At 58.5% G+C, this 24935-nt stretch carries 20 protein-coding genes; 14 read left to right on the top strand and 6 right to left on the bottom strand.

Going from position 1 to position 24935, the window contains the following annotated elements; translation table 11 throughout:
• Positions 1-60 precede the first annotated feature (60 nt).
• Entirely contained in the window at positions 61-2796 is a 2736-nt protein-coding gene (secA, locus tag PMI27_RS00745; protein ID WP_033053706.1) for a preprotein translocase subunit SecA, read from the bottom strand.
• 307 nt (positions 2797-3103) lie between these two features.
• Here secA and PMI27_RS00750 point away from each other — a divergent pair, with 307 nt between their 5' ends.
• Positions 3104-3559: a DUF721 domain-containing protein gene (locus PMI27_RS00750; RefSeq protein ID WP_008147416.1), complete on the top strand. Its 456-nt coding sequence runs from the start codon at positions 3104-3106 to the stop codon at positions 3557-3559.
• A gap of 107 nt (positions 3560-3666) precedes the next feature.
• Here the strand turns inward: PMI27_RS00750 and PMI27_RS00755 are convergent, their stop codons facing one another.
• Positions 3667-5154 carry a helicase HerA-like domain-containing protein gene (locus tag PMI27_RS00755; protein WP_033053716.1) on the bottom strand — a complete coding sequence of 496 codons (1488 nt, stop codon included), beginning with the start codon at positions 5152-5154 and terminating at the stop codon, positions 3667-3669.
• A gap of 189 nt (positions 5155-5343) precedes the next feature.
• Here PMI27_RS00755 and PMI27_RS00760 point away from each other — a divergent pair, with 189 nt between their 5' ends.
• From PMI27_RS00760 to PMI27_RS00785, 6 genes are all read left to right on the top strand, one after another.
• The gene (locus PMI27_RS00760; RefSeq protein ID WP_008147420.1) at positions 5344-7233 is read left to right on the top strand and encodes a methyl-accepting chemotaxis protein; all 1890 of its coding nucleotides are present in this window, start codon (positions 5344-5346) and stop codon (positions 7231-7233) included.
• A 128-nt stretch (positions 7234-7361) separates the two neighbouring features.
• On the top strand, positions 7362-7658 hold the full coding sequence (locus PMI27_RS00765; protein WP_008147422.1) for a transposase: 297 nt from the start codon (positions 7362-7364) through the stop codon (positions 7656-7658).
• Entirely contained in the window at positions 7655-8488 is an 834-nt protein-coding gene (locus PMI27_RS00770; protein WP_008147424.1) for an IS3 family transposase, read from the top strand. The genes PMI27_RS00765 and PMI27_RS00770 overlap by 4 nt, the downstream gene beginning before the upstream one ends.
• 161 nt (positions 8489-8649) lie before the next feature.
• Positions 8650-9771, top strand: a complete 1122-nt coding sequence (locus tag PMI27_RS00775) for a glycosyltransferase family 4 protein (protein WP_008147425.1) — start codon at positions 8650-8652, stop codon at positions 9769-9771.
• Positions 9764-10540 carry a DUF2334 domain-containing protein gene (locus tag PMI27_RS00780; protein WP_008147428.1) on the top strand — a complete coding sequence of 259 codons (777 nt, stop codon included), beginning with the start codon at positions 9764-9766 and terminating at the stop codon, positions 10538-10540. The genes PMI27_RS00775 and PMI27_RS00780 overlap by 8 nt, the downstream gene beginning before the upstream one ends.
• The gene (locus PMI27_RS00785; RefSeq protein WP_008147430.1) at positions 10537-11532 is read left to right on the top strand and encodes a lysylphosphatidylglycerol synthase transmembrane domain-containing protein; all 996 of its coding nucleotides are present in this window, start codon (positions 10537-10539) and stop codon (positions 11530-11532) included. Before PMI27_RS00780 ends, PMI27_RS00785 begins: the two co-directional genes overlap by 4 nt.
• A 71-nt stretch (positions 11533-11603) precedes the next feature.
• On the opposite strand, the gene PMI27_RS31925 is transcribed toward PMI27_RS00785, so the two are convergent.
• Both PMI27_RS31925 and purU read right to left on the bottom strand, forming a co-directional pair.
• Positions 11604-11780: a hypothetical protein gene (locus tag PMI27_RS31925; protein ID WP_008147433.1), complete on the bottom strand. Its 177-nt coding sequence runs from the start codon at positions 11778-11780 to the stop codon at positions 11604-11606.
• A gap of 86 nt (positions 11781-11866) precedes the next feature.
• Entirely contained in the window at positions 11867-12715 is an 849-nt protein-coding gene (purU, locus tag PMI27_RS00790; RefSeq protein ID WP_008147434.1) for a formyltetrahydrofolate deformylase, read from the bottom strand.
• Positions 12716-13054: 339 nt separating this feature from the next.
• On the opposite strand from purU, the gene mvaT reads away from it, so the two are divergent.
• Positions 13055-13432, top strand: coding sequence for a histone-like nucleoid-structuring protein MvaT (gene mvaT, locus PMI27_RS00795; protein ID WP_007933316.1), 378 nt, complete (start codon positions 13055-13057; stop codon positions 13430-13432).
• 99 nt (positions 13433-13531) lie between these two features.
• On the opposite strand, the gene sbcB is transcribed toward mvaT, so the two are convergent.
• Complete coding sequence (sbcB, locus tag PMI27_RS00800) at positions 13532-14962, bottom strand: exodeoxyribonuclease I (RefSeq protein ID WP_008147436.1); 1431 nt, start codon at positions 14960-14962, stop codon at positions 13532-13534.
• Positions 14963-15145: 183 nt separating this feature from the next.
• Between sbcB and PMI27_RS00805 the strand changes: the two genes are divergently transcribed.
• The 6 genes from PMI27_RS00805 to PMI27_RS00830 all read left to right on the top strand — a co-directional run bounded on the left by PMI27_RS00805 (position 15146) and on the right by PMI27_RS00830 (position 21993).
• Positions 15146-15871 carry an RDD family protein gene (locus PMI27_RS00805; protein ID WP_008147438.1) on the top strand — a complete coding sequence of 242 codons (726 nt, stop codon included), beginning with the start codon at positions 15146-15148 and terminating at the stop codon, positions 15869-15871.
• Positions 15868-16845 carry a stage II sporulation protein M gene (locus tag PMI27_RS00810; RefSeq protein ID WP_008147441.1) on the top strand — a complete coding sequence of 326 codons (978 nt, stop codon included), beginning with the start codon at positions 15868-15870 and terminating at the stop codon, positions 16843-16845. The genes PMI27_RS00805 and PMI27_RS00810 overlap by 4 nt, the downstream gene beginning before the upstream one ends.
• Entirely contained in the window at positions 16832-18376 is a 1545-nt protein-coding gene (locus PMI27_RS00815; RefSeq protein WP_008147443.1) for a DUF4129 domain-containing protein, read from the top strand. Before PMI27_RS00810 ends, PMI27_RS00815 begins: the two co-directional genes overlap by 14 nt.
• Positions 18373-19536 (top strand): DUF4350 domain-containing protein, encoded by a 1164-nt coding sequence (locus tag PMI27_RS00820; protein WP_008147444.1) that lies wholly within the window; start codon positions 18373-18375, stop codon positions 19534-19536. The genes PMI27_RS00815 and PMI27_RS00820 overlap by 4 nt, the downstream gene beginning before the upstream one ends.
• Positions 19533-20531, top strand: coding sequence for an AAA family ATPase (locus tag PMI27_RS00825; RefSeq protein WP_008147446.1), 999 nt, complete (start codon positions 19533-19535; stop codon positions 20529-20531). The genes PMI27_RS00820 and PMI27_RS00825 overlap by 4 nt, the downstream gene beginning before the upstream one ends.
• A 130-nt stretch (positions 20532-20661) precedes the next feature.
• Complete coding sequence (locus PMI27_RS00830; protein WP_008147449.1) at positions 20662-21993, top strand: DUF58 domain-containing protein; 1332 nt, start codon at positions 20662-20664, stop codon at positions 21991-21993.
• A gap of 66 nt (positions 21994-22059) precedes the next feature.
• On the opposite strand, the gene PMI27_RS00835 is transcribed toward PMI27_RS00830, so the two are convergent.
• Entirely contained in the window at positions 22060-24924 is a 2865-nt protein-coding gene (locus tag PMI27_RS00835; protein WP_024164606.1) for an Ig-like domain-containing protein, read from the bottom strand.
• Between the last annotated feature and the right edge of the window lie 11 nt (positions 24925-24935).

The following is a 24935-nucleotide window of genomic DNA, read 5'->3' as shown; positions in this document are numbered from 1 at the left end:
AAAACGCCGCGACGGCATAAGCCGGTCGCGGCGCGGGTATTTCAGCGTATGAAACGGGTTTTACTGGATCTGCCCGTGGCAATGCTTGAACTTCTTGCCCGAACCGCAGTAGCAAAGTTCGTTACGGCCCAGCTTCTGTTCATTGCGTACCGGCGCGGTGGCAAGGGCGACATCGACCTCTTCACCCAGCAGTTCCGGTTGCTCAAGCCCCGGTGCTTCGTCGTGCTGGAACTGCATGCGTGCAGCCAGCGCTTCGGCTTCCTGACGCAGGCGTTGTTCTTCTTCGATCGGATCTTCGCGGCGAACCTGAACGTGGGACAGCACACGGATCGAGTCGCGCTTGATCGAATCCAGCAGCTCGGAGAACAGCGTGAAGGACTCGCGCTTGTACTCTTGCTTCGGGTTCTTCTGTGCATAACCACGCAAGTGGATGCCGTGACGCAGGTGATCCATGGTCGACAGGTGGTCTTTCCACAGGTCGTCGAGCACACGCAGAACGATTTGCTTCTCGAAGGTGCGCAGCGCTTCGGCGCTCGCCTGCTCTTCTTTCTCGTTGTACGCGGCCAGCAGCTCGGCCATGAGCTTCTCGCGCAGGGTTTCTTCGTACAGGTGATCGTCTTCGTCGAGCCATTTCTGGATCGGCAGCGCCACACCGAAGTCGCTCTGCAACGCCGCTTCCAGACCGGCCACGTCCCACTGCTCAGGCAGCGATTGTGGTGGAATGTGTGCGCTGACAGTTGCGTTGAGCACGTCCTGACGGAAGTCGGCGATGGTTTCACCGATGTTGTCGGCGGCCAACAAACTGTTACGCATGTGATAGATCACTTTACGTTGTTCGTTGTTGACGTCGTCGAACTCGAGCAGTTGCTTACGAATGTCGAAGTTGCGGCCTTCAACCTTGCGCTGAGCCTTCTCGATGGCGTTGGTCACCATGCGGTGCTCGATCGCTTCACCAGGCTGCATGCCCAGGGCCTTCATGAAGTTCTTCACCCGATCAGAGGCGAAGATGCGCATCAGGCTGTCTTCCAGCGACAGGTAGAAACGGCTGGAACCGGCGTCACCCTGACGACCGGCACGACCACGCAGCTGGTTGTCGATACGGCGCGATTCGTGACGCTCGGAAGCAATCACCTGCAAACCGCCCGACTCGAGCACTTGCTGGTGACGTTTCTGCCAGTCGGCCTTGATCTGGGCAATTTGCTCAGGGGTTGGCTCTTCCAGCGAGGCCACTTCCACTTCCCAGTTGCCGCCCAACAGGATGTCGGTACCACGACCGGCCATGTTGGTGGCGATGGTCAATGCGCCTGGGCGACCGGCCTGGGCAATGATCTCGGCTTCTTTTTCGTGGAACTTGGCGTTCAGAACCTTGTGTTCGATGCCTTCTTTCACGAGCAGGCCGGACATGTGTTCCGACGTTTCAATGGTTGCAGTACCCACCAGCACCGGACGGCCCTGGGTCATGCATTCCTTGATGTCGTTGATGATCGCCGCGTATTTCTCTTCGGCGGTCAGGAACACCAGGTCGTTGTAGTCTTTACGCGCCAGCGGTTTGTTCGGCGGGATAACCATCACCGACAGACCGTAGATCTGGTGGAATTCGAACGCTTCGGTGTCAGCGGTACCGGTCATGCCGGACAGCTTGTTGTACAGACGGAAGTAGTTCTGGAACGTGGTCGAGGCCAGGGTCTGGCTTTCGGCCTGAATGTTCAGGTTTTCCTTGGCTTCGATGGCCTGGTGCAGGCCTTCGGACAGACGGCGACCCGGCATGGTACGACCGGTGTGTTCGTCGACCAGGACAACCTGGCCATCCTGCACGATGTATTCGATGTTGCGATTGAACAGTTTATGAGCGCGCAGACCGGCATAAACGTGAGTCAGCAGACCGAGGTTGTGCGCCGAGTACAGGCTCTCGCCTTCAGCCAGCAGGCCAACGCGGGTCAGCATGTCTTCGATGAACTGGTGACCGGCTTCGTTGAGCTCGACCTGACGGGTCTTCTCGTCGACGGTGTAGTGGCCGGCCTTGGTGACTTCGCCTTCAACTTCTTCGATGTGCAACTCAAGCTGCGGGATCAGTTTGTTGATCTCGATGTACAGCTTGGAGCTGTCCTCGGCCTGACCGGAAATGATCAGCGGGGTACGGGCTTCGTCGATGAGGATGGAGTCGACTTCGTCGATCACGGCAAAATTGAGTTCGCGCTGGAATTTTTCTTCCATGCTGAACGCCATGTTGTCGCGCAGGTAGTCGAAACCGAATTCGTTGTTGGTGCCGTAGGTAATGTCGGCAGCGTAAGCCAGACGTTTCTCTTCCGGCGGCTGGAACGGCGTGACAACACCGACCGACATGCCGAGGAATTCGTAGAGCGGACGCATCCAGTTGGCGTCACGACGGGCCAGGTAGTCGTTCACCGTCACAACGTGCACGCCCTTGCCGGACAGCGCGTTGAGGTAAACACCCAGTGTTGCCACCAGGGTCTTGCCTTCACCGGTACGCATTTCCGCGATCTGGCCTTCATGCAAGGTCATGCCGCCGATCAGCTGGACGTCGAAGTGGCGCATACCCATGACGCGCTTACCGGCTTCGCGGGCGACCGCAAAGGCTTCTGGCAGCAGCTTGTCGAGGGTTTCCCCTTTGGCGATGCGGGCCTTGAACTCATCTGTCTTGGCACGCAATTGATCGTCCGAAAGGGCCACCATTTGCTCTTCGAAGGCATTGACGAGTTGCACCGTCTTGAGCATGCGTTTGACTTCACGCTCGTTCTTGCTTCCAAAAAGTTTCTTTAACAAAGGCGCAAACATATCGGCAGGATCTTCCACACTAAAGGGATGGAGGGCGGCCCCGTGAGTCGCCCGAGCAGCCCTCATGGCCGCATGCGAACGAGCATTCTACCCGGAAACGATGGTGAGGAAAGTGGCGTTATTCCACGATGCTGGCACAGCGTTGTAACGGGGCTCACTTAAAATAAGGGCTTTTTGCTGAACTTCAAGCCATTCACGGCACAAGTTACTTGTTGATTTAATGGGTAAAGCGCTCGCAAAGCAATGGCTCGGGTGCATCCGGTGCTTTCTGCTACCATGGCGGCTCTGTTACTTCAGGTGTCTGATCATGGCATTTCGCCCTCTTACGGCCAGAGCACCCGCCGTCCTGCTTCGCGAAGCCAAACCGCTGAAAGCCATCTTCGGCCACGCTCAACGCCTGGGTCATTTACAACGTCTGCTGGAAAGCCAATTGCAGCCCGCCGCCCGCGAGCATTGCCATGTGGCGTCGTGGCGCGAAGGCAGTTTGTTGCTGATAGTGACCGACGGTCATTGGGCCACCCGCCTGCGTTATCAGCAAAAGCGTCTGCAACGGCAATTACAGATGTTCGACGAGTTCGCCAGCCTGACGCGGATTCTGTTCAAGGTTCAACCCCCTACGGTTCAGCAAGGGGCGGCTGGCCATACCATCAGCTTGTCGACCGATGCAGGCGCGACCATTCAGGCCACGGCCGACGGGATCAGCGATCCGAATCTTCGGGCAGCGCTGGAACGGCTGGCGGCGCACGCCAAACCCAAGACCTGAAATCACCGATTTCTGTAGGAGCATGGCTTGCCCGCGATGGAAGCTCCGCAGTGCAACAGATACACCGCGTTATCGTTCATCGCGGGCAAGCCATGCTCCTACAGGGTTCAGCGGCGTTTGCTGCCGCCGAGCAATGAGCCCATCAGACCGCGTACCAACTGTCGGCCCAATTGATTGGCCGCCTGGCGCATCGCTGATTTCAGTGCCTGCCCCGCCGCGGTGCCGAGGAATTCCCCGGCCTTGTCGGTGAAGCTTGGCTCTTCAGGTGCAGCTTTGTCCGGAACAGCGTCAGGCTCTGGCGCCAACCCTTTGCGCCCCATCAACACTTCATAAGCCGACTCACGATCGATGGGTTTGTCATACCGCCCCTTGAACGGCGAACCCGAGATCAGCGCTGTGCGTTCAGCCTCGCTCAGCGGCCCGATCCGCGATTGCGGCGGCGCAACCAATACTCGCTGGACCATCTCCGGCGTGCCCTTGTCCTGCAACGTGCCGACCAACGCCTCGCCGATCCCAAGCTCGGTCAGCACCGACAAGGCATCGAACGCCGGGTTCGGCCGGAAGCCTTCGGCCACCGCTCGCAAGGATTTCTGTTCCTTGGCGGTAAACGCGCGCAGGCCATGCTGAACGCGCAGACCGAGCTGAGCCAGCACGTCATCCGGCAAGTCGCCCGGCGATTGGGTGACGAAATACACGCCAACGCCTTTCGAGCGTATCAGCCGCACCACTTGCTCAAGACGATCCTGTAAAGCCTTTGGCGTGCCGGCGAACAATAGATGCGCTTCGTCGAAAAACAACGCCAGCAGCGGTTTGTCCGAATCCCCGCGCTCAGGCAATTGCTCGAACAGTTCGGCCAGCAGCCACAACAGGAACGTCGCGTAGACCTTCGGCGCTTCATGCACCAGACGGCTGGCATCGAGCAGGTGAATGCGCCCGCGACCCTCGGCAGTCGGCTGCAGAATGTCTTCGAGTTGCAGCGCCGGCTCACCGAACAGCGCTTCGGCGCCCTGCTGCTCCAGGGTCGCCAGACGCCGCAACAGTGCCTGACTGGAACCGGTGGTCATCAGCGCGGCGTCGTCACCCAGCAATTCGGGGTTGTCACGCAGGTGATTGAGCAGTGCCTTCAGGTCCTTGAGGTCCAGCAATAACAGCCCTTCACGGTCCGCCACCTTGAACGCGGCGTACAGCGCCGACTGTTGACTGTCAGTCAGCTCCAGCAGGCTGCCAATCAACAACGGCCCCATTTCACTCAAGGTTGTGCGCAACGGATGACCGGACTGACCGTGAATGTCCCACAGGGTCACCGGATACGCTTGAGGCGTGTGGTTCAGCCAGGGCATCCCGGCGATCCGCTCGGCGATTTTGCCTTGAGGGTTGCCGGCGGCGCCCAGACCACACAGGTCTCCCTTGATATCGGCGGCGAACACCGCCACGCCGGCATCGCTGAAGGCTTCGGCCATCCGTTGCAAGGTGACCGTTTTGCCCGTCCCGGTAGCGCCCGCGACCAAACCATGACGGTTCGCCAGACGCATGGCCTGGGCAATGGGCTGCCCGGCGAGGTCGGCACCGATAACGAGTTGTAATGAGTCAGGCATTTTGTCACCCATGGTTAATCTTTGATCCTTCACGGCCGATAGAAATAAGCGAGAGACCCAATTGAAAGCAAGGTCCGACATTCCCCTATGGAGAGCAGGAATTACCGACTCGCTCCATTGCGCACTCATTTTGCGCGCATTAGCAGCAACGCGCCCCGAACAATAAGACCTTAGCGGACACCCCGAGCCATGAACAAAAATCTGCGATTCAGCCATAAAATCCTGCTGGCCGCCGCCCTCATCGTCATTGCCGCCTTCGCCTCGTTCACGCTGTACAACGACTATTTGCAGCGCAATGCGATACGCCGCGACCTGGACAACTACTTGCAGGAAATGGGCAGCGTCACCGCGAAAAACATTCAAACCTGGCTGGCCGGTCGCAGCCTGCTGATCGAAAACCTGTCGCAAACCGTTGCCTTGAACGCAGATACAGCCAATGTCTCCAACCTGCTGGAACAGAAAGCCGTGTCGTCGACCTTTATGGGCGCCTACCTGGGTAACAAAGATGGCACCTTCATCATTCGCCCGGACAGCAAGATGCCCGACGGTTATGACCCTCGTGCCCGCCCTTGGTACAAGAGCGCGCAAAGTACCAGCGGTTCTGCCCTGACCGAGCCCTACATCGACCTGGCTTCTGGCCAGTTGGTGATTTCCATCGTTAACAGCGTACTCAAGGACGGTCAAAACATCGGCGTGGTGGGTGGTGACTTGAGCTTGCAAGTGATCACCGACAGCCTCAACGCACTGGACTTCGACGGCATGGGCTATGCCTTTCTGGTCGGCGCCGACGGAAAAATCCTGGTTCACCCGGACAAAGCGCTGGTGATGAAGTCCCTGAGCGAGGCGTACCCGAAAAACACCCCGCGCATCAGCAGCGACTTCAGTGAAGTAGACGTCGACGGCAAGACTCGCATCGTGACCTTTACCCCGATCAAAGGGCTGTCCTCAGTCAACTGGTACATCGGTCTGTCGGTGGACAAGGACAAAGCCTTCTCCAAGCTCAGCGAATTCCGCGCCTCGGCGCTCGTTGCGACGGTCATTGCCGTGGCCATCATCATCGCGCTGCTGGGCATGCTGATCCGCATCCTGATCCAGCCGCTGCACGTGATGACCCGCGCCATGGCAGACATCGCCGACGGCGAAGGCGACCTGACCAAACGCCTGACCATCGTGAACAACGACGAATTCGGTGTCCTCGGTACCGCGTTCAATCGCTTCGTGGAACGCATTCACGGTTCGATCCGCGAAGTGTCGTCGGCCACCGGGCAAGTCAACGAAGTGGCGCTGCGTGTAGTGGCCGCCTCGAACTCGTCGATGTTCAACTCCGACCAACAGGCTTCGCGCACCAGCAGCGTGGCCGCAGCGATCAACCAGCTCGGTGCCGCCGCTCAGGAAATCGCCCGCAATGCTGCGCAAGCATCGAGTCAGGCCAGCGATGCCCGCAGCCTGGCTGAAGATGGCCAGCAAGTGGTGGATCGCAGCATTGTCGCGATGAATCAGCTGTCGAGCATGCTCAGCGCCTCAAGCACCAACATCGAATCGCTGAACAGCAAAACCGTGAACATCGGGCAGATTCTCGAAGTGATCACCAGCATTTCCCAACAAACCAACCTGCTGGCGCTGAACGCGGCCATCGAAGCGGCGCGCGCCGGTGAAGCCGGACGTGGTTTTGCCGTGGTGGCCGATGAAGTGCGCAACCTGGCGCACCGCACTCAGGAATCGGCGCAACAGGTACAGACCATGATCGAGGAGCTGCAAGTCGGCGCCCGCGAATCCGTCAGCACCATGAGCGACAGTCAGCGCCACAGTCAGGACAGCGTCGAAATCGCCAACCTGGCCGGCGAGCGTTTGAACAGCGTGACGTTGCGTATCGGCGAGATTGACGGGATGAACCAGTCGGTGGCCACGGCGACCGAGGAACAGACGGCGGTGGTTGAGTCGATCAATGTGGACATTACCGAGATCAACACACTGAATCAGGAAGGGGTGGAGAATCTGCAGTCGACGTTGCGGGCGTGCTCGGATCTTGAGCAGCAGGCGGCGCGGCTTAAACAGTTGGTGGGCAGTTTCCGTATTTAGCGTCTGATAAGGCCCCATCGCGGGCAAGCCATGCTCCTACGGGTTCACGTTAAACCCTGTAGGAGCATGGCTGTAGTGGTCGAACATTTTTGGACCATGATGTAGGAGCATCGATTTAAGGACGCATCATGGGATATCGGGTTGTTACATCTGAGGAAAAAGCGGAAGCCATCCGCTTGGTAGTGGAGATGAATTACTCCATACCTAAAGCCTGTGAGGCCACCGGGGTGGGCCCTACGGCTCTGCGCCGCTGGGTTCTGCGCTGGCGTCGGGAGCAGACGGGAATGTTGCAGCCAACCCGATTGCAGGATCAGGAGCTGATCGAGTCATTGCAGGCGAAGTTGGCGCTGCTGGAAGCCGAGAACCAAGTGCTAAAAAAGCAATTGCCCTCTCATCTGAAGGCTCTGTTCGGTCGAGCCAAATGATTGATGGCATCAAAGGGAAGATGTCGATTCGGCGTATGTGCTCGGTGCTGGGCGTGGCCCGCAGCAGTTATTACGCCAAGCGCAAACCCAAGCCCAGGCGATCTGAGCAGCGATGCCTGGAGCGCAAACTGCGCGCGTTACATAAAGAACATCGCGAAGCGCTAGGTACTCGCGGGCTATCCAAAGAGTTAAGAAAAGAAGGCATTTTCATCGGACGCTATCGAATGCGCACGCTGATCAAATCCTTTGGCTTGCACCGGCGTAGACCGCGTTACGCCCATTATCGGCGCGCTACCAAGCCTGCGGTGGTTGCACCGAACATACTTGATCGGCGCTTCAACCCGTCTCGGCCAGACACGCTGTGGGCAGGCGATATCACCTATATCCGGGTGGGGAGTGGCTGGCTGTATCTGGCCGTGGTGATGGATCTGTTTTCGCGCCGGATCGTGGGATGGGCTTGCTCACGAACCGCTGATGCCGAGTTGTCTGTCAAAGCGCTGAGACTGGCGGTAGCGTTACGCCGCCCGATGCCTCAATTGCTATTTCACTCAGACCAGGGTTGCCAGTACACCGCCGAGCGATTTGTTGAATGCTTGGCAGAAAGCAGGATCGTCCAGAGCATGAGTCGTCGGGGTAACTGCTGGGATAACGCGGTGGTCGAGCGCTATTTCAGGACGTTGAAGCACGATTGGATGCCGGAAGATGGCTACCACAATCATTTCGAAGCAGAGAAGGATGTGATGGGCTTCATCTCCCATTACAACCATCGCCGTTGCCACTCTGCCTCGAACAACTTGCCGCCTGCGCTGTATGAGCAACAGGCAGCTTAATGCTCCTACAGAGCGGTTCAAAAAAAATGAACCACTACAGGCTTGCCCGCGATGGCGGTCTATCAAACATCGATAAACCTCACTGACACCCCGCCACAAAACCCCAACCGAACATCTATCCTTCATAAAGGTCAACCAAGGGAGAACAACGGACCGGAGGGATGTTCATCGTGCATATCGCTGACATAACCATGTTCTACGCCCCTGCCAGCGGTGGCGTGCGCACTTATCTGGATGCAAAACACCGTCGCCTGAGCATCAAGCCAGGCATTCGCCACAGCCTGTTGATCCCCGGGGCTTACTTGAGTGAACAGGATGGCGTTTACACGGTTCCGGCCCCCGCCCTGCCCTTCGGCAAGGGTTATCGATTCCCTCTCCGTCTCGCGCCATGGCGCAATGTTCTGCAGGATCTACAGCCCGACCTGATCGAGGTCGGCGACCCCTACCTCACCGCATGGGCGGCCCTCGACGCCCGGCGGCAACTCGATGTTCCGGTGATCGGCTTTTATCATTCGGACTTGCCGCTGCTGGTCAGCAATCGAATGGGCAACTGGGTCACCACCAACGTCGAAGCTTATGTCAGCAAGCTCTATGGCAACTTCGATCGGGTTCTGGCACCTAGCCAGGTCATGGCCGACAAACTGATCGGGCTGGGGGTGAAGAACGTTTTCGTGCAACCGTTGGGCGTCGACTTGCAAACCTTCAATCCCACCGCACGAGACACGGGCCTGCGGGCCGAATTGGGCATTGATGAAAACACTCATTTACTGATCTTCGCCGGGCGCGGCTCCAAGGAAAAAAACCTGCCGGTACTGCTCGACTGCATGAAATGTCTGGGCCGACGCTATCACTTGCTGCTGGTAGGTTCGTCGATGCCCGCCGTGGTGCCAGACAACGTCACCGTGATCGGTGAGTTCTGTCCGGCGGCACAGGTGGCGCGATTAATGGCCAGTGCCGATGCGCTGCTGCACGCCGGTGATCAGGAAACATTCGGCCTGGTGGTTCTTGAAGCCATGGCCAGTGGCATTCCGGTGGTGGCCGTGGCGGCCGGGTCCTTTCAGGAAATCATCACCGATCAATGCGGCCTGCTCTGCCCGCCGAATAATCCATTGGCGATGGCCAACGCGGTCCGCGAGCTGTTCAGTTCGGGTAGCGTGGTTTTGGGCAAACAGGCCCGTTGCCATGTCGAACGGCATTACTCTTGGGACACGGTGGTCAACAGCCTGCTGGGCCACTATCACGCCGTGCTCCGCAGCCACTGGCCGCTGACGGCCAATGGTTGAGCCCATGAACCCGCCCAGCCTGTTACTCGTGCTGCACGACGTCGCACCGCAAACCTGGGCCGATTATCAACCCTTTGTCGAAGCCGTCGACGCCTTGGGCGAGGTGCCGATGACCTGGCTGGTGGTGCCCAACTTCCACAAACACAACGATCTGGAGGAGCATCCAGGATTTCGACGTTTGCTCACCCGTCGTATCGTCCGAGGTGACGAACTGGCATTGCACGGTTACTTTCATTGCGATGAAGCGCCCACTCCCACTACGCCACGAGACTGGTTCATGCGCCGGATCTACACCCACGAAGGCGAGTTTTACAGCCTGTCTCAAGAAACCGCCCTCACCCGCCTGCGCGCCGGCATCGAAGTGTTCCACCGTTATCACTGGCCGCTGGAGGGCTTCGTCGCCCCGGCCTGGTTGATGAGCGAAGGGACGCGCCAGGCCTTGCGCCAGTTGCCCCTGAGTTACACCAGCGATTCTCAGCATCTGTATCGCCTGCCGGACTTCACCGCGGTCGACGCGCCGGGACTGGTCTGGAGTGCGCGCAGTGCCTGGCGCCGAGGGCTGTCGAAGCTCGTCAGCGATCAACGCGAACAACGCTGGCAGCAAGCACCGGTGATTCGTCTCGGCCTGCACCCAGTGGATATGCGCCACGAGTTCTCGCGCACTTATTGGCTGCAAACCCTCAAGCGCTTGCTCGACGAGGGACGTGTGCCGATGACCAAGGCACGCTGGCTGGCGCTGCAAAGCGACCGTTTGGGTCGCGCCGCATGAGTCGCGGGATTCTCCTGCTCGTCGCGCTGCTTGCTGCGGTGCTGATTCCGTCGCTGCTGGGCGGTACCGAAACCTGGTCTCGACTGCAAAGCTTTCCGCTGACATGGTTACTGATCATGTTCGGCATGATCCTGCTGTGCTGGGTGCTGAACACAATGCGCCTGCGTCTGTTGCTCGGGGATCAGCGCGACAAGGTGAGCCCGTTCAGAAGTCTTGGGGTGGTGATGGCCGCCGAGTTCGCTTATTGCGCCACACCAGGTGGCAGCGGCGGGCCACTGACGATCATGGCGTTGTTGGCGCGCCATGGCGTGCGTCCGGCCAGGGGCAGCGCCGTGTTTGCCATGGATCAGCTGAGCGATTTGCTGTTTTTTCTCTGCGCGCTGAGCGGGATCCTGATCTATGCGTTGTTCCAGCACCTCAGCCAACGCATGGAATGGCTGCTGACCGTCAGCGCCATTTCGATGTTCGGCGGGTTATTCAGTTGCGTGGTGGTCGCCCGCTACCATCGAATGCTGATTCGTCTGAGCGGTCGGTTGCTCGCTCGCCTGAATGTCAAAACCACCACGCGCCTGCGCTGGGCACGAAAACTCCTGCACTTTCTGGCGGCGTTCACGGACACACTGAAGCTGCCCTTTCAGACGCTCATCACGGTGTTTGCCCTGACTTGTCTGCATTGGATCTTGCGCTATAGCGTGCTGTATCTGGCATTGCGTGGGCTTGGGGCGGATTTGCAGTGGGCCTGGAGCTTTCTGATCCAGATGCTTTCACTGAGCGCGGGGCAGTTCAGCCTGTTGCCGGGCGGTGCCGGGGCGGCGGAGTTGACGTCGGCGGCGCTGCTGGCGCCGATGGTGGGAAAATCCACTGCGGCGGCGGCGATTCTGATCTGGCGGGCGGTGACTTATTACTTCTATTTGCTGGTGGGTGGCCCGGTGTTTTTACTGATGCTCGGGCGGCCGCTGCTCAAAAAACTGATGAAATTCAAACAAGCCTGAAAGATCGCAGCCTGCGGCAGCTCCTACAGGGGTACGCGATCCATGTAGGAGCTGCCGCAGGCTGCGATCTTTTAGGCCTCCCCGATTTCATCGTCGGACTCCGGATTCAACTGTTCCCACAACTCGGCGGCACCGGGAAACTCCGTGCCGTCTTCGGGGTTCATGTCATCCGGGTCGTAACGACTCAGACACCCCTCACCCAATGTGGCGGGAGCCTTGGATGTCGCTTTGTCCAGTGGGTCGGCCATGGTCATCTCCTCAGTGCAGAAACGGCGAAGGGCCTGAAGCGATTGAACGCCCAGGCCCTTCGAGTTTCAACTGTGTTGTATGGCTATCAGAACACCACGGTTTTGTTGCCGTGCACCAACACCCGGTCTTCCAGGTGATAACGCAGACCACGGGCCAGCACCATCTTCTCGACGTCCCGACCGAAACGCACCATGTCGTCGATGCTGTCACTGTGGCTGACGCGAACGACGTCCTGTTCGATGATCGGACCGGCATCCAGCTCTTCGGTCACGTAGTGGCAAGTAGCGCCAATCAACTTCACGCCACGCATCGATGCCTGGTGATACGGCTTGGCACCGACGAACGACGGCAGGAAGCTGTGGTGAATGTTGATGACCTTGTGCGCATATTCGCGGCACAACTCGGGCGGCAGGATTTGCATGTAGCGGGCCAGTACGACCACTTCAGCATCGTGCTGTTTGACCAGGCGCGAGACTTCGGCGAAGGCCGGCTCTTTATCCTGCGGATTGACCGGTACGTGGTAATACGGAATCCCGTGCCACTCGACCATGCTGCGCAAGTCGTCATGGTTGGAAATCACGCAGGAAATTTCGCAATCCAGCTCATCACTGTGCCAGCGGTGCAACAAGTCGGCGAGGCAGTGAGACTCGCGACTGGCCATCAGTACCACGCGCTTTTTCTGCTCGGTATCGGTGATGCGCCAGTTCATCGAGAACTCTTCGGCAATCGGTGCAAACGCTTCGCGAAAGGCATCGATACCGAAGGGCAGCGAATCGGCACGAATTTCGTGACGCATGAAGAACCAGCCACTGAGGTTGTCCGAGTGATGGCTCGCTTCAGTGATCCAGCCGTTATGTGACGCCAGAAAGTTACTGACTTTAGCAACGATACCGACGCGGTCCGGGCAAGCAATCACCAGCCGAAAAGTGCGCATGAGGGTCAAACTCCAGAACTTCGCAAAGGCGGCCATTCTAGCGATTGCGCAGCAAAACTGCAGTATTGATGACGGTTGGCCCGACACAAAGGTAAGCGGCACAGGTTCTGGCAGCACCTGCAACCCGCGCGATGGTGTTCCTGTTGCCAATCTTCAAGTGCCCAATTGTGAATATTCGTGATGACTGCATCACACTATTTAACTACACCGGTAATTTATGCCTATTCACCGTAACTAATTTAAATAAAACTCCGGTTATATGTTTACTTGGTGAAACACCCTGACTATTATTGCCGCACTGTCACCTGCCATCCAGCGCCCCAACATAAGGTAGTCCTCATGTCCTTGATCAACGAATATCGCGCCACCGAAGAAGCCATCAAAGAGCTGCAAGCCCGTTTGAAGAACCTGTCCCAAGACGACAAACTGCAAACCGAGCTGGAATTCGAAGGCAAACTGCGCACCCTGATGGGCGAATACTCCAAGTCGCTGCGTGACATCATTGCGCTATTGGATCCAGAGTCCAAAACCAAAGCACCACGCGGCGGCGCAGTAAAAACTACTGGCACCAAGCGTGCTCGCAAAGTTAAACAATACAAAAACCCGCACAACGGCGAAGTCATCGAAACCAAAGGTGGCAACCACAAAACGCTGAAAGAGTGGAAAGCCAAGTGGGGCGGTGACGTGGTTGAAGGCTGGGCTACCCTGCTGGGCTAAGCCGTAGCGCTTGTCGCAGACTCATCCGCGACAAAAAAGAACGCCAGCATCTGCTGGCGTTTTTTTATGCCCGGTATTCAGCCCCGAACATTTTCGATTTCAAAGATTCAAACGTTTGCGTAATCCTTCGACATAATTCTGCCATTCATTCAGCACCTCTCGCTGAAACGATGTAGCCGTAATACTCCATTGGGCTGCGGCCTCTGCAAAAGTTTCCAGCGTATTTGGCGCCCCCCACTCGGGTGCTGACAAACGTTGCTGACAGAATATTCTCCAGCGTTCTTGCTCTTCGAAATTCAACGTATCGGGGAAGTTGCGTGCGCGATATCGAAACAACAATTCAGGCAGTCGTTCATCATCGAAAGGCCATTGTTGTTGCGCTAATTGAGCCGGGTCGGCAGACCTGACTTGCTCACAAAGACGCCGATCCCGATCACCGATAAAACCATCGTATAACTGTTGTTCAGGGTCTTGGCTCGAGGTGAAAGCTTCGCTGGCATACATCGCCTGAACTTTATCTCGCCAAACTGTTTGTGCGTCACTTAGCCGCAGCGCGCGCTCTTGGTAGAGCGACATATCCAGCTCCAAACGTTGCTGATCTTCAGAGCGAAGTACCGACAACGGCGCCACCACCGGGCATTTATTGATGTGGATAAGTTTGAGCGGCACCGGCAACTCGCCCTCCGCCAAGTCATCGCGGCGGGTATACAGCCGTTGACGCAAGGTATCGGCATCAAGATCGAGCAAGCCCTGAGGATCCAGGTGCAGGTCACAGACAATCAAGGCGTTCTTGTTGCGCGGGTGCCAGGCCAAAGGCAGCACCACACCGACATAATTGCGCGCCGCCGAAAAGCGCCCGGAAATGTGCACCATCGGCTGCAACAGACGAATCTGATCCATCACCTTTTGTTTACCGCGCAACTGAAACAACCAGTCATACAACTTCGGCTGCTTTTCCCGGATCAGACGCGCCAGGGCGATGGTGGCGCGAACGTCCGACAGCGCTTCGTGAGCATTTCCGTGATCAATGCCATTGACGGCGGTCAGGCGTTCGAGTTTGAGCGTTATCCGCCCCTCGTCGTCCGTCGGCCAAACGAGCCCGTCAGGACGCAAGGCATAGGCTGCACGCACCACATCGATCAGGTCCCAGCGGCTATTACCGCCCTGCCACTCGCGCGCATAAGGGTCGAAAAAATTTCGGTAAAGACTGTAACGGGTCATCTCGTCATCGAAACGCAACGTGTTGTACCCCGCCCCACACGTGCCGGGCGCAGCGAGTTGGGCATGCACCCGGGTCATGAAATCGGCTTCGCTCAAGCCTTGCTCGGCCAGTCGGCCGGGCGTAATACCCGTGATCGCACAAGCCGCCGGATGGGGCAGGATGTCTTCACTGGGCTGGCAGTAAAGGTTGACCGGCTCGTCTATTTCATTGAGATCGAAGTCAGTGCGAATCCCCGCCATCTGGAGCGGGCGGTCGCAACGGGGGTTGATGCCAGTGGTTTCATAGTCGTACCAGAAGATAGAGGTCACGGGCTATTCCTGAACTGAAGATTGGCGAAGTCTAGGCGTTCACATCCCGCCCCGGCCAGCAATCTTGTCATTCAATCACCTCTGGCCACGTGCCGTGCAATACATAGTTATGTCGTTTTCCCCCGAGAGGCTGCTAGCATCGGACGGACATCGAATCCCGAACAGGCCACATCAAGGTTGCCCATGCTCGAGACCACAGCACTGCCAAGGAAAGCGACGCTGGCCCCGCCACTGGATACGCGGTATCAAGTCGAAACGCCGGAAGGCATCGACCTGCCACTGCGCCCGGCCGGGTTGATGGTTCGTGCGCTGGCGTTCGCCATCGACCTCGGGTTGCGCGGGTTGATCGTCGGCCTGCTGTTTATTGTCCTGGCGTTCCTCGGGAAACTCGGTGCAGGGCTCGGCTCGATTCTGTTGTTCGTGGTGAGCTGGTGGTACATGGTGCTGTTCGAAGTGCTCAACCAGGGTCGTTCGCCAGGCAAGCAATGGATGGGCCTGCGAGTGGTGCAGGACGATGGCACGCCGATCGGCTGGTCTGCTTCGCTGCTGCGCAACCTGCTGCGATTTGTCGACATGCTGCCGTTCGGCTATTTCCTCGGGGCCATCAGTTGCCTTCAACATCCCACCTTCAAGCGCCTCGGCGATCTGGCCGCCGGCACGCTGGTGATCTACCGCGAACAGCCGCTCGCCCGACCACCACTGCCTGACATCCAGCCCCGGCGCCCGGCCTTTGCGCTGACGCTGACCGAACAACGCGCCATCCTCGGGTTTGCCGAGCGTCAGGGTGAACTCTCTGCTGCACGGGTCAAAGAGCTGGCGGCGATACTCTCGCACCCGCTGCAGGTGTCAGCGCCAGGGGCCGTGGACGAACTCAATGGCATCGCCCGCGGCTTGTTGGGCCCCACATGAAGCAAAGCCTTTTCGAAACTCGCCACAAGGCCGAATGGGAGCAATTTACCCTCGTGCTTGAACAGCTGGAGCAAGGCAAGGAAGCACAGCGAGTTGCCGGTTTCCCCAGCGATTATCGTCGTCTCTGCCAGCATCTGGCGCTGGCCCAGGAACGGGGTTACAGCAGCTTTCTGATCGATTCATTACAGCAACAGGTCCTGCGCGGGCATCAACAGCTTTATCGCCACCGCAGTCGACTGGGGGCCAACGTGCTGAGCTTCATCCTGGCTGACTTCCCGCGCTTGGTGCGCGAACAGTGGCGCTTCGTGCTCGCCGCCAGCCTGATGTTTTTTGGCAGCCTGATTGGCTTCGCGTTGCTGGTGTATCTGTTTCCGGACCTGGTCTACAACCTGATCCCGGCCGAGCAGGTCAGTGAGATGCAAGGCATGTACGACCCCGAGGCCGGTCACCTGGGGCGTTCGGCAGAACGGGCGGCCAGTGAAGACTGGGTGATGTTCGGTTACTACATCATGCACAACATCGGCATCGCCTTTCAGACCTTCGCCAGCGGTTTGCTGTTTGGCCTGGGCAGCGCGTTTTTCCTGTTCTTCAACGGTTTGATGATTGGTGCGGTGGCCGGGCACCTGACGCACATCGGCTACGGGCAAACCTTCTGGTCATTCGTGGTTGGCCACGGCGCCTTCGAACTGAGTGCCATCGCACTGGCCGGTGCCGCCGGCCTGCAACTGGGTTGGGCATTGATCGCGCCGGGACGCCTGCCACGCTCCGAAGCCCTGCGATTGGCGGCACGCAAGAGCGTATTGCTGATTTGCGGGGTCATGCTGTTTCTGCTGATTGCGGCGTTTATCGAAGCTTACTGGTCGTCCACGATCGGGGTCGCGCCCATGACCAAATACCTGGTCGGTACAGCGCTCTGGTTGTTGGTGGCGACTTATCTGCTGTTTGCCGGACGGACCCGCCATGCGCCTGAGTGATGCCACGGCTGTCATCCGCCCGCGCACAACCTGGGAAGCCATGGACCTGGGCGTCCTGCTGAGCCAGCGACACCGGCGTCTGCTGATGACCAGTTGGGCCATCGTGACCTTGCCGGTTTTCGTCCTGCTCAGCTGGGTGCTGTGGGATTCGCCCTCCCTCGCCGTGTTTATTTTCTGGTGGCTGAAACCGGCGTTCGACCGCCTGCCGCTGTACATCCTGTCCAAAGCCATGTTCGGCGAAACGCCCACCCTGAATCAGGCGTTGCGCCAATTTCCGCGGCTGCTCCAACCGCAACTGCTGGTGAGCCTGACCTGGCGGCGCCTTAGCCTGAGTCGCAGTTTCCTGATGCCGGTGGTGCAACTCGAAGGGCTGAGTGGTGAGCCACGACAACAGCGCTTGCAGGTGCTGTTGCAGCGCAACGCCGGTGCCGCGCGGTGGCTGACCATCATCGGCGTACACCTGGAAAGCGCGTTATGGATCGGCCTGATGGTGCTGTTCTATATGTTCTTGCCGCAACAGGTCGAACTCGACTGGAGCTGGCAGACCTTGATCACCGCCGCCACACAGGACTGGCGATGGCTGGAACACCTGACCAACGCCTTTTACGCACTGGTGCTGATTGCCTGGGAACCGGTTTATGTCGCCTGCGGCTTCAGCCTTTATCTGAATCGGCGCACGGTGCTGGAGGCCTGGGATATCGAGCTGGTGTTCCGCCGCATGCGCCAACGCTTGAGCAGCGCCGCCGTCCCCCTGCTGCTGGCAGCCTTCCTGTTGATGCCGACAGCGCAAACCGTGTGGGCCGCCGAGCCAGTCATTTCACCCGACAGCCCACGCCTGCTGGACCAGCCACTGACCAGTCAGGCGTCCCGGGACAGCATCAAGGCGATCCTCGACCAGCCTCCGTTCAAGAACAAGGAATCGGTCACGCGCTATCGGTTTGGCGAGGACCAACCCGTCGCCGACACGGCGGACGATGACCGAACAACCGAATGGCTGGAGGCGCTGCTCAAGCTTCTGGACAACCAACGCTTCGGCGCAGCGGCCACGCTGATTGAAGTGCTGTTGTGGAGTGTCGTGATCAGTGCCATTGGTTTATTGATCTGGCATTACCGTGATTGGTTGCAAGCCTTCGTCAGGCGTCGACCGGCCTTGAACAGCAAAGTCGCGCGGCCGTTACCGCAACAGGCTTTCGGCCTGGACCTCAACCGCGAAACCCTGCCCGCCGACATCGCCGCCAGCGCCGAACGCCTCTGGCAAACCCACCCTCGCGAGGCCCTCGGATTGCTCTATCGCGGCCTGCTCAGCCATTTGCTGCACGACTTCAACCTGTTGCTCAAACCCGCCGACACCGAAGGCCAGGTCCTGGAGCGCATCGAACACCTGCAACAACCTGCCTTGCTGGCCTTCAGTAAAAGCCTGACCGGGCACTGGCAGAACATGGCCTACGGGCATCGCCTGCCTCCCGCGCATTTGCAACAGGAACTCTGTGACGGCTGGCGAGCCCTGTTCGGCCCGGGAGCGTTGCATTGAACCGGCAACGCTGGCGGGCGATCGGCGTGTTCATCGCCGTGCTGTTGATCGCGCTGAGTGTTTATCTGTACGTCAAGGCGACGCCCTATCAGGCAGACATCGATCACGGTCCCTCGCCCGAAGCCCAGGCCAATCCTTACCTCGCTGCCGAGCATTTTCTGCGCAAACAGAGCCTGTCGGTGAACCACGCCAACAGCCTCGACATCCTGCCCACCCTGGAGCCGCGTCAGCACAGTCTGTTGTTGCTCGGGGACCGCTACAACATGACCCCACGTCAGGTCGATCAGCTGTTGAACTGGACCCGGGCCGGCGGGCGACTTTTGTTTATTGCCCAGTCGCTGTGGGATGAAAAAACCGGCCAAAGCAATGACCTGTTGCTTGACCGGGTGCAGCTGCACCAGTCGCTGAGCAAGGATCTCAAGGACCCGCCGCCCGCTATCGATGACGATCCTTACCCCAAGCTGACCAAGCTGTATCTGGAAGACGAAAACGCGCCGGCCTACGCCGGTTTTGATACCGCATTCCACCTCGAAGACCCGAAAAATCTCGCCCAGGCCTGGGCCAACAGCGGCAAGGCCACGCACATGATGCAGCTCAATCACGGGCTCGGTTCGATCACCGTGGTCACCGACGCCGACCTGTGGAAAACCCCGGCCATCGACCAGTACGACAACGCCTGGCTGCTCTGGTACCTGACCGCGGACACGAACGTGACCCTGCTGTTCAACACCGATCACGACAGTCTGCTGACCTTGCTCCTGCGCTATTTCCCCCAAGCATTGGTCGCCCTTCTTGCCCTGATCGGCCTTGGCTTCTGGCACGTCGGCGTGCGTCAGGGTCCGCTGCTGGAACCGGCCCCGAGAGCCCGCCGTCAACTTCAGGAACACCTGCGCGCCAGCGCCGATTTCATGCTGCGCCGCAACGGTCAGCAGCACCTGGTGCACGCCTTGCAGCACGACATCTTGCGGCGTGTGCGGCGCAGTCATCCCGGTTTCGAACAACTCGGCGTTGCCGAACAATGGCTGGTGCTCGCACGCCTGACCGGCCAACCCACACGCGCTATCAGCCAGGCCATGAGCCCGCGACCGAAGCAGCGGCTGTCCAGCGCTGAATTCAGCCGTCAGGTCGCCCACCTGCAAACCTTGAGGAACGCCTTATGAGTGAGATCGAGCCCGGCACACAGACCCACGCCGCCCAGCAGCGCCAACGCGCCAGTCAGCTGGCCCAAGCGGTACGGACCGAATTACAGAAAGCCGTGATCGGCCAGAACAGCGTGATCGACGACGTCCTGACCGCGTTGATTGCTGGCGGCCACGTATTGCTCGAAGGTGTGCCGGGGTTGGGCAAGACGTTGTTGGTGCGCGCCCTCGCTCGCTGCTTCGGCGGTGAATTCGCGCGCATCCAGTTCACCCCGGACCTGATGCCCAGCGATGTCACCGGGCATGCGGTGTACGACTTGCAAACCGAGCAATTCAAACTGCGCAAAGGGCCGTTGTTCACCAACCTGCTGCTGGCCGACGAGATCAACCGCGCTCCGGCGAAAACCCAGGCCGCACTGCTCGAAGCCATGCAGGAACGCCAGGTCACCCTCGAAGGCCGCGCCCTGCCGATCGCGCAACCGTTCATGGTGCTCGCCACGCAAAACCCCATCGAACAGGAAGGCACTTACCCGCTGCCGGAAGCCGAGCTCGATCGCTTCATGCTCAAGGTGCGCATGGACTACCCCGATGCCGATCAGGAGCTGAACATGGTGCGCCAGGTCAGCCGCTCGACCCGCGCCGACATGCTCGACGTGCAACCGCTGCGCACCGTCCTGCAAGCCAAGGACGTGCTGGCCTTGCAGCGCATTGCCAGCGATCTGCCGCTGGACGATCAGGTGCTCGATTACGCCGTACGCCTGGCCCGCACCACCCGGACGTGGCCGGGCTTGACCCTCGGCGCCGGGCCACGGGCGTCAATCGCCCTGGTACGTTGCGCCCGAGCCCGCGCCTTGTTGCGTGGCGGCGATTTTGTGATTCCCGATGACATCAAAGGCTGCGCACTGTCGGTACTGCGCCACCGGGTGCGAATTGCCCCGGAGCTGGACATCGAAGGGCTGGACGTCGATCAAGTGCTCAAGCAACTGCTCGATCAAGTGCCGGCGCCAAGAGTGTGAACGCCGTGGTCAAAATTCACGTCGACAGCAGAAAAGATCGCAGCCTTCGGCAGCTCCTACGGGGGCCCGCGCTCGGCGTAGGAGCTGCCGAAGGCTGCGATCTTTTCAACAGACCACACGGTGTCACGCCATGAAACCATCCCGGCTTCTGCTGATCTGGCTCGCGATCCTGCTAGCCATCGGCATCGTGCTGGGCGCGTTGCGGGCATTGGACATCGAGGTTCCATCCAGCCTGCACGCGATCAACTGGGGGTTGCTGCTGGCGCTGCTGGCCCTGGCGATACTCGACGCCGTCCGTCTCAAACGACTGCCCTCGCCCCGACTCCACCGACAAATGCCCGGCAGCCTTGCACTCGGTCGATGGGGTGAAGTGCGACTGGAGGTCGAGCATGACTTTGCCCACCCCCTGCACATTCAGCTCTTCGACCACGTGCCGGACGGCCTGAGCTTCGAAAACCTGCCCCTGTCGGTCGAACTGCAACCCGGCCAGCACAGCCAGATCGGTTATCGATTGCGCCCGCTCAAGCGCGGCCACTTCACCTTCGAACACTGCGAAATCAACCTGCCCAGCCCATTAGGCCTGTGGTCTGACAAACGCTTGCTCAACGTGGCCGACAACACCCGCGTCTACCCGGACTTCGCCCGCCTCTACGGCGGCCAATTACTGGCGGTGGACAACTGGCTCAGCCAGCTCGGCGTGCGCCAACGCCAGCGTCGCGGGTTGGGCCTTGAATTCCATCAATTAAGGGAATTCCGCGAAGGCGACAGCCTGCGCCAGATCGACTGGAAAGCCACCGCCCGCCAACGCACTCCCATTGCCCGGGAGTACCAGGACGAGCGCGACCAGCAAATCATCTTCATGCTCGATTGCGGGCGACGGATGCGCAGCCAGGATGATGAACTGTCGCACTTCGACCATGCGCTCAATGCCTGCCTGCTGCTCAGCTACGTGGCGCTACGCCAAGGCGACGCGGTAGGCCTGAGCACCTTCGCCAGCGATCGGCCGCATTACCTCGCCCCGGTCAAAGGCACTGAACAACTCAAGGTCCTGCTCAACACCGTCTACGACCTCGACAGCACCCAACGCCCCGCTGATTACCAGGCCGCCGCCAACCAGTTACTGGCCCGACAAAAACGCCGGGCGCTGGTGGTGCTGGTGACTAACTTGCGCGATGAAGACGATGAAGAACTGCTCACCGCGGTCAAACGCCTGGGCAAACAGCATCGGGTGCTGGTGGCGAGCCTGCGCGAAGACTTGCTCGACAATCTGCGGCATGCGCCGGTGCAAACCTTGCCGGAGGCGCTGGCCTATTGCGGGACGGTGGATTACTTGAATGAACGGGCCGAACTCCATGAGCGGTTGAGTGCTCATGGAGTGCCGGTGGTGGATGCTCGGCCCGGGGAGTTGGGGGCTAAATTGGTGACGCGGTATCTGGCATGGAAGAGAGCGGGAGATTTATAAGTTGCGGGGAACACGCCTTTTCTCATTGAAAAAAGGCGTTTTGTTTAGTGAAACAAGAAGCGGATATCAGACAACACTTCCGTCGTATCGATTGACAATCTTCATAGATCTATCACGTGCACGGGCCTCACCGTCCTTACCAGTAACTGTATCAGACGGATTGCCATCGTAGAATGTTACTTTAACGCCAGGTGCAGGGGTCTTCAAAAATACGGAGGTGGCACGAACATACATAATAAAATACTCCAAATCTGGAAATGCCCAATGTGGCCCCGTTTTCCAATGTTCAGCCGTTACCAGGTTATGCCCCAAAGACATAGGCAATGGCGACAAATTCACTTCCCAATCCCGTAACATCAGCTTCAATGAAAAGTCCCCGTCTTTGAGACTCTTGAGGCAATTCAGCGACCACGTCAATCCTTCCAGGCCCAAGGGCTTCCATTCATTCAGATCAGGCGTTATCACTACACCCAGATCTCCGGCTGCCTCACCACTCCATAACAGTCTTACGTCCATACCCAAAAACAAGCTGGTGGGTGTTGGCCGCAATGTGAGGGTGTGCGTCGTACCATGACAGGGATATGCCATATCGCTTCCCAAGCTCATCGGGAAACTGTCGAAGTGAAGCACCAACTCCTTAGCAACGGAAATGATCTGTCCCGGCAACGACCGGTCCGGCAGATCCGGGCTGCTGAACTTCAATTCGAAAACACCGCTTTCTTCTGCATTGGTAGAAATTGACCAGTGCAATGGCCCTTCCATCAACGGCTGCTGCTCTTTCAGGGGAGGAACAAATCCCAGGCCTAACGCCTCAGCTCCTGACACGTCTTCCAGAGCAATACTGGTCCGGCCAATCAACGAGTTATTTAAATTGGCCCTCAACTCCAGATCATAGGATTTCTCGTGCAGCAGGCTCAACTTCCCCTCGGCCAGATCCACTTGCTTGCCATCCAGCCAAAGCGTGAACTCCCGTAACCAGGTGCTCTCGTCGGCCAGCACGGTAAATATCAACCGCTGTGCACTGTGCCCCCACTCACCGCCACGTACCGAAGCTGTTAAAGCATAATCGCCCACCAGCAGTGGCAACTTGAAGCTGATACTTGCTAACCCTTGACTATCGGTCAGGGTAGGCAACAGCTCTAAACCCTTGAATCGCCAGTCGACTTCCACACCTTCCAGCAGTTGACCGGTTTGACTATTCACCACAATGACAGATGCACTGACTTCATCGCCCGGGTAACCGTCCAGATCAGGACTGACCATCTCGAGGATTTCCCGTGGTCCATTCAAGGTGTATGAAAGGGACTTTGATTGCAACGCAGAGTCATCACCGGCTGTGGCAGTCACTTGCCCCAACCCGACGATTGTCGGTGTAAGACGGACTTTGGCCACACCATAGAAATTAGTGGTGGTAGAAACAGGCTCCAGATCGGAACCTTCCCAGACAACGGCCATCCCCACGATCGGCTTGCCTGACAAGGCAGACACAACCGTTACCTCAGCCTCAAACACGGAACCCCAGTCAATCACCTGGAAGCTGCTGTTGATGGCGGACATTTTGATAACTCTCGACCCCGCCCCCAGTGACACTGCATTAAGTGGCGAAAGCGCCAGCAGTCGCGAGGCCGCGAGCCGGAAGGAAAAACCTCCGTCCTTCTCGTCACCGGCGGTCAGCGTGAAAGGCAATTTATCCTGCAACGGCCGCCATTGGCCGAACGTAACCGGGCCCATTGTTAACGCCAGTTCAGCGGGCCCTGTTCCCACGAGTCCAAGCGCCAGTTGCTGACTCCGCAGGTAGCTGTTCTCGTTCGCCGATAGAACAAAATCGAACTGGCTGTTGCGTCGAGGGAAGAACGTCGTCTCTGCCCATGTACGAGCGCCAGGGTTGTCCGCGGTCTGAACGTCAAGGTCCTGCCAGGGATCGTGATCCAAAGCAAAGACCTCGAAGTCCTGACTGGCAGAACCACCGTCATAGAGGTTCACTACCCGCGCCTCAACAGGGATCAGTTCAGGTTCCAGCGGTTCATAGTCATGACCAGCCCATCCATCCGCATCAGTCTCGGACTGCATCCGTAGGGATTTCGAATCGCTCCACTGCACAGGCATTCCCGAGGCCGGCAAGCCACTGAACCATGACAGGTACTGAACCTCCAGCCAGGCGCGCTCACCTTTACTCAACACGGGATCAATCGCCGCCTGACGCACAGCACCCACCTTGAGTTTGTTGTGATCCAGTTGGTAAAGCTGCTCAGAAGACTCATAGGAAGAAATCCAGAGCGAATGGAACACAAGCTTGAAATGTGCCTTTCCCGAACTTTTTGAACAGTCAAACGCGTATCGCACGCCGCCTGCCGTGACAAGTGCGGACGTTTGAGTGTTTGGAGTAATCTCTATCTTTTGCGGCAATGGCTCAGTGATTGACTTGCTCCACAACATTTCAATCCCCTGCAACGGACTGAATGCATTGGGTAACAGAGTCAACTGGTGAATCGCACCAATGCAAGGATATAGAGGGCTGCGACCGATTGGCGAAGGCATTTGATCAAACACCAGCGTCACTTCATCATCGAAATTCTCAGCCATCAAACGGCCTGTCAGTTCCCGTTTGCGCGGCAGATAGGCGCTTTCAACCTCCAGCTCAAAAATGCCGCTACGTTCGCTGCCGGAGGTGATTGCCCATTGCAAACCCTCGTTGGTCAGCAAAACAGGACTCCCCAGGGGTGGATCGAAAACCAGGCCCAGATCCGGGTCGACGCCGTTCCGCCAATTCAGGGTAATCATTTTGCCAATGAACGGGCTGCCCAGCTGTTTCGGGGTAATGCCAAAGGTATGGAGTTTGCCGCGCCAGCACAAAATGCCCGCCCTTTGGTTCTCGATTGGCTTGGTATCCAAAAAGAAATCAATGTCATCCTTCCACTCGCTGGTAGCCAACGCAACGATCG

The sequence above is a fragment of the Pseudomonas sp. GM41(2012) genome (assembly GCF_000282315.2).
Lineage (GTDB): Bacteria > Pseudomonadota > Gammaproteobacteria > Pseudomonadales > Pseudomonadaceae > Aquipseudomonas.
Note: the sequence above shows the minus strand (reverse complement) of the source record. Positions and strands in the feature narration are given on the sequence as shown.

Coding starts and splice junctions, on each gene's coding strand:
- secA (WP_033053706.1), bottom strand. CDS start 2,796: ATGTTTGCGCCTTTGTTAAAGAAACTTTTTGGAAGCAAGAACGAGCGT.
- PMI27_RS00750 (WP_008147416.1), top strand. CDS start 3,104: ATGGCATTTCGCCCTCTTACGGCCAGAGCACCCGCCGTCCTGCTTCGC.
- PMI27_RS00755 (WP_033053716.1), bottom strand. CDS start 5,154: ATGCCTGACTCATTACAACTCGTTATCGGTGCCGACCTCGCCGGGCAG.
- PMI27_RS00760 (WP_008147420.1), top strand. CDS start 5,344: ATGAACAAAAATCTGCGATTCAGCCATAAAATCCTGCTGGCCGCCGCC.
- PMI27_RS00765 (WP_008147422.1), top strand. CDS start 7,362: ATGGGATATCGGGTTGTTACATCTGAGGAAAAAGCGGAAGCCATCCGC.
- PMI27_RS00770 (WP_008147424.1), top strand. CDS start 7,655: ATGATTGATGGCATCAAAGGGAAGATGTCGATTCGGCGTATGTGCTCG.
- PMI27_RS00775 (WP_008147425.1), top strand. CDS start 8,650: ATGTTCATCGTGCATATCGCTGACATAACCATGTTCTACGCCCCTGCC.
- PMI27_RS00780 (WP_008147428.1), top strand. CDS start 9,764: ATGGTTGAGCCCATGAACCCGCCCAGCCTGTTACTCGTGCTGCACGAC.
- PMI27_RS00785 (WP_008147430.1), top strand. CDS start 10,537: ATGAGTCGCGGGATTCTCCTGCTCGTCGCGCTGCTTGCTGCGGTGCTG.
- PMI27_RS31925 (WP_008147433.1), bottom strand. CDS start 11,780: ATGGCCGACCCACTGGACAAAGCGACATCCAAGGCTCCCGCCACATTG.
- purU (WP_008147434.1), bottom strand. CDS start 12,715: ATGCGCACTTTTCGGCTGGTGATTGCTTGCCCGGACCGCGTCGGTATC.
- mvaT (WP_007933316.1), top strand. CDS start 13,055: ATGTCCTTGATCAACGAATATCGCGCCACCGAAGAAGCCATCAAAGAG.
- PMI27_RS00805 (WP_008147438.1), top strand. CDS start 15,146: ATGCTCGAGACCACAGCACTGCCAAGGAAAGCGACGCTGGCCCCGCCA.
- PMI27_RS00810 (WP_008147441.1), top strand. CDS start 15,868: ATGAAGCAAAGCCTTTTCGAAACTCGCCACAAGGCCGAATGGGAGCAA.
- PMI27_RS00815 (WP_008147443.1), top strand. CDS start 16,832: ATGCGCCTGAGTGATGCCACGGCTGTCATCCGCCCGCGCACAACCTGG.
- PMI27_RS00825 (WP_008147446.1), top strand. CDS start 19,533: ATGAGTGAGATCGAGCCCGGCACACAGACCCACGCCGCCCAGCAGCGC.
- PMI27_RS00830 (WP_008147449.1), top strand. CDS start 20,662: ATGAAACCATCCCGGCTTCTGCTGATCTGGCTCGCGATCCTGCTAGCC.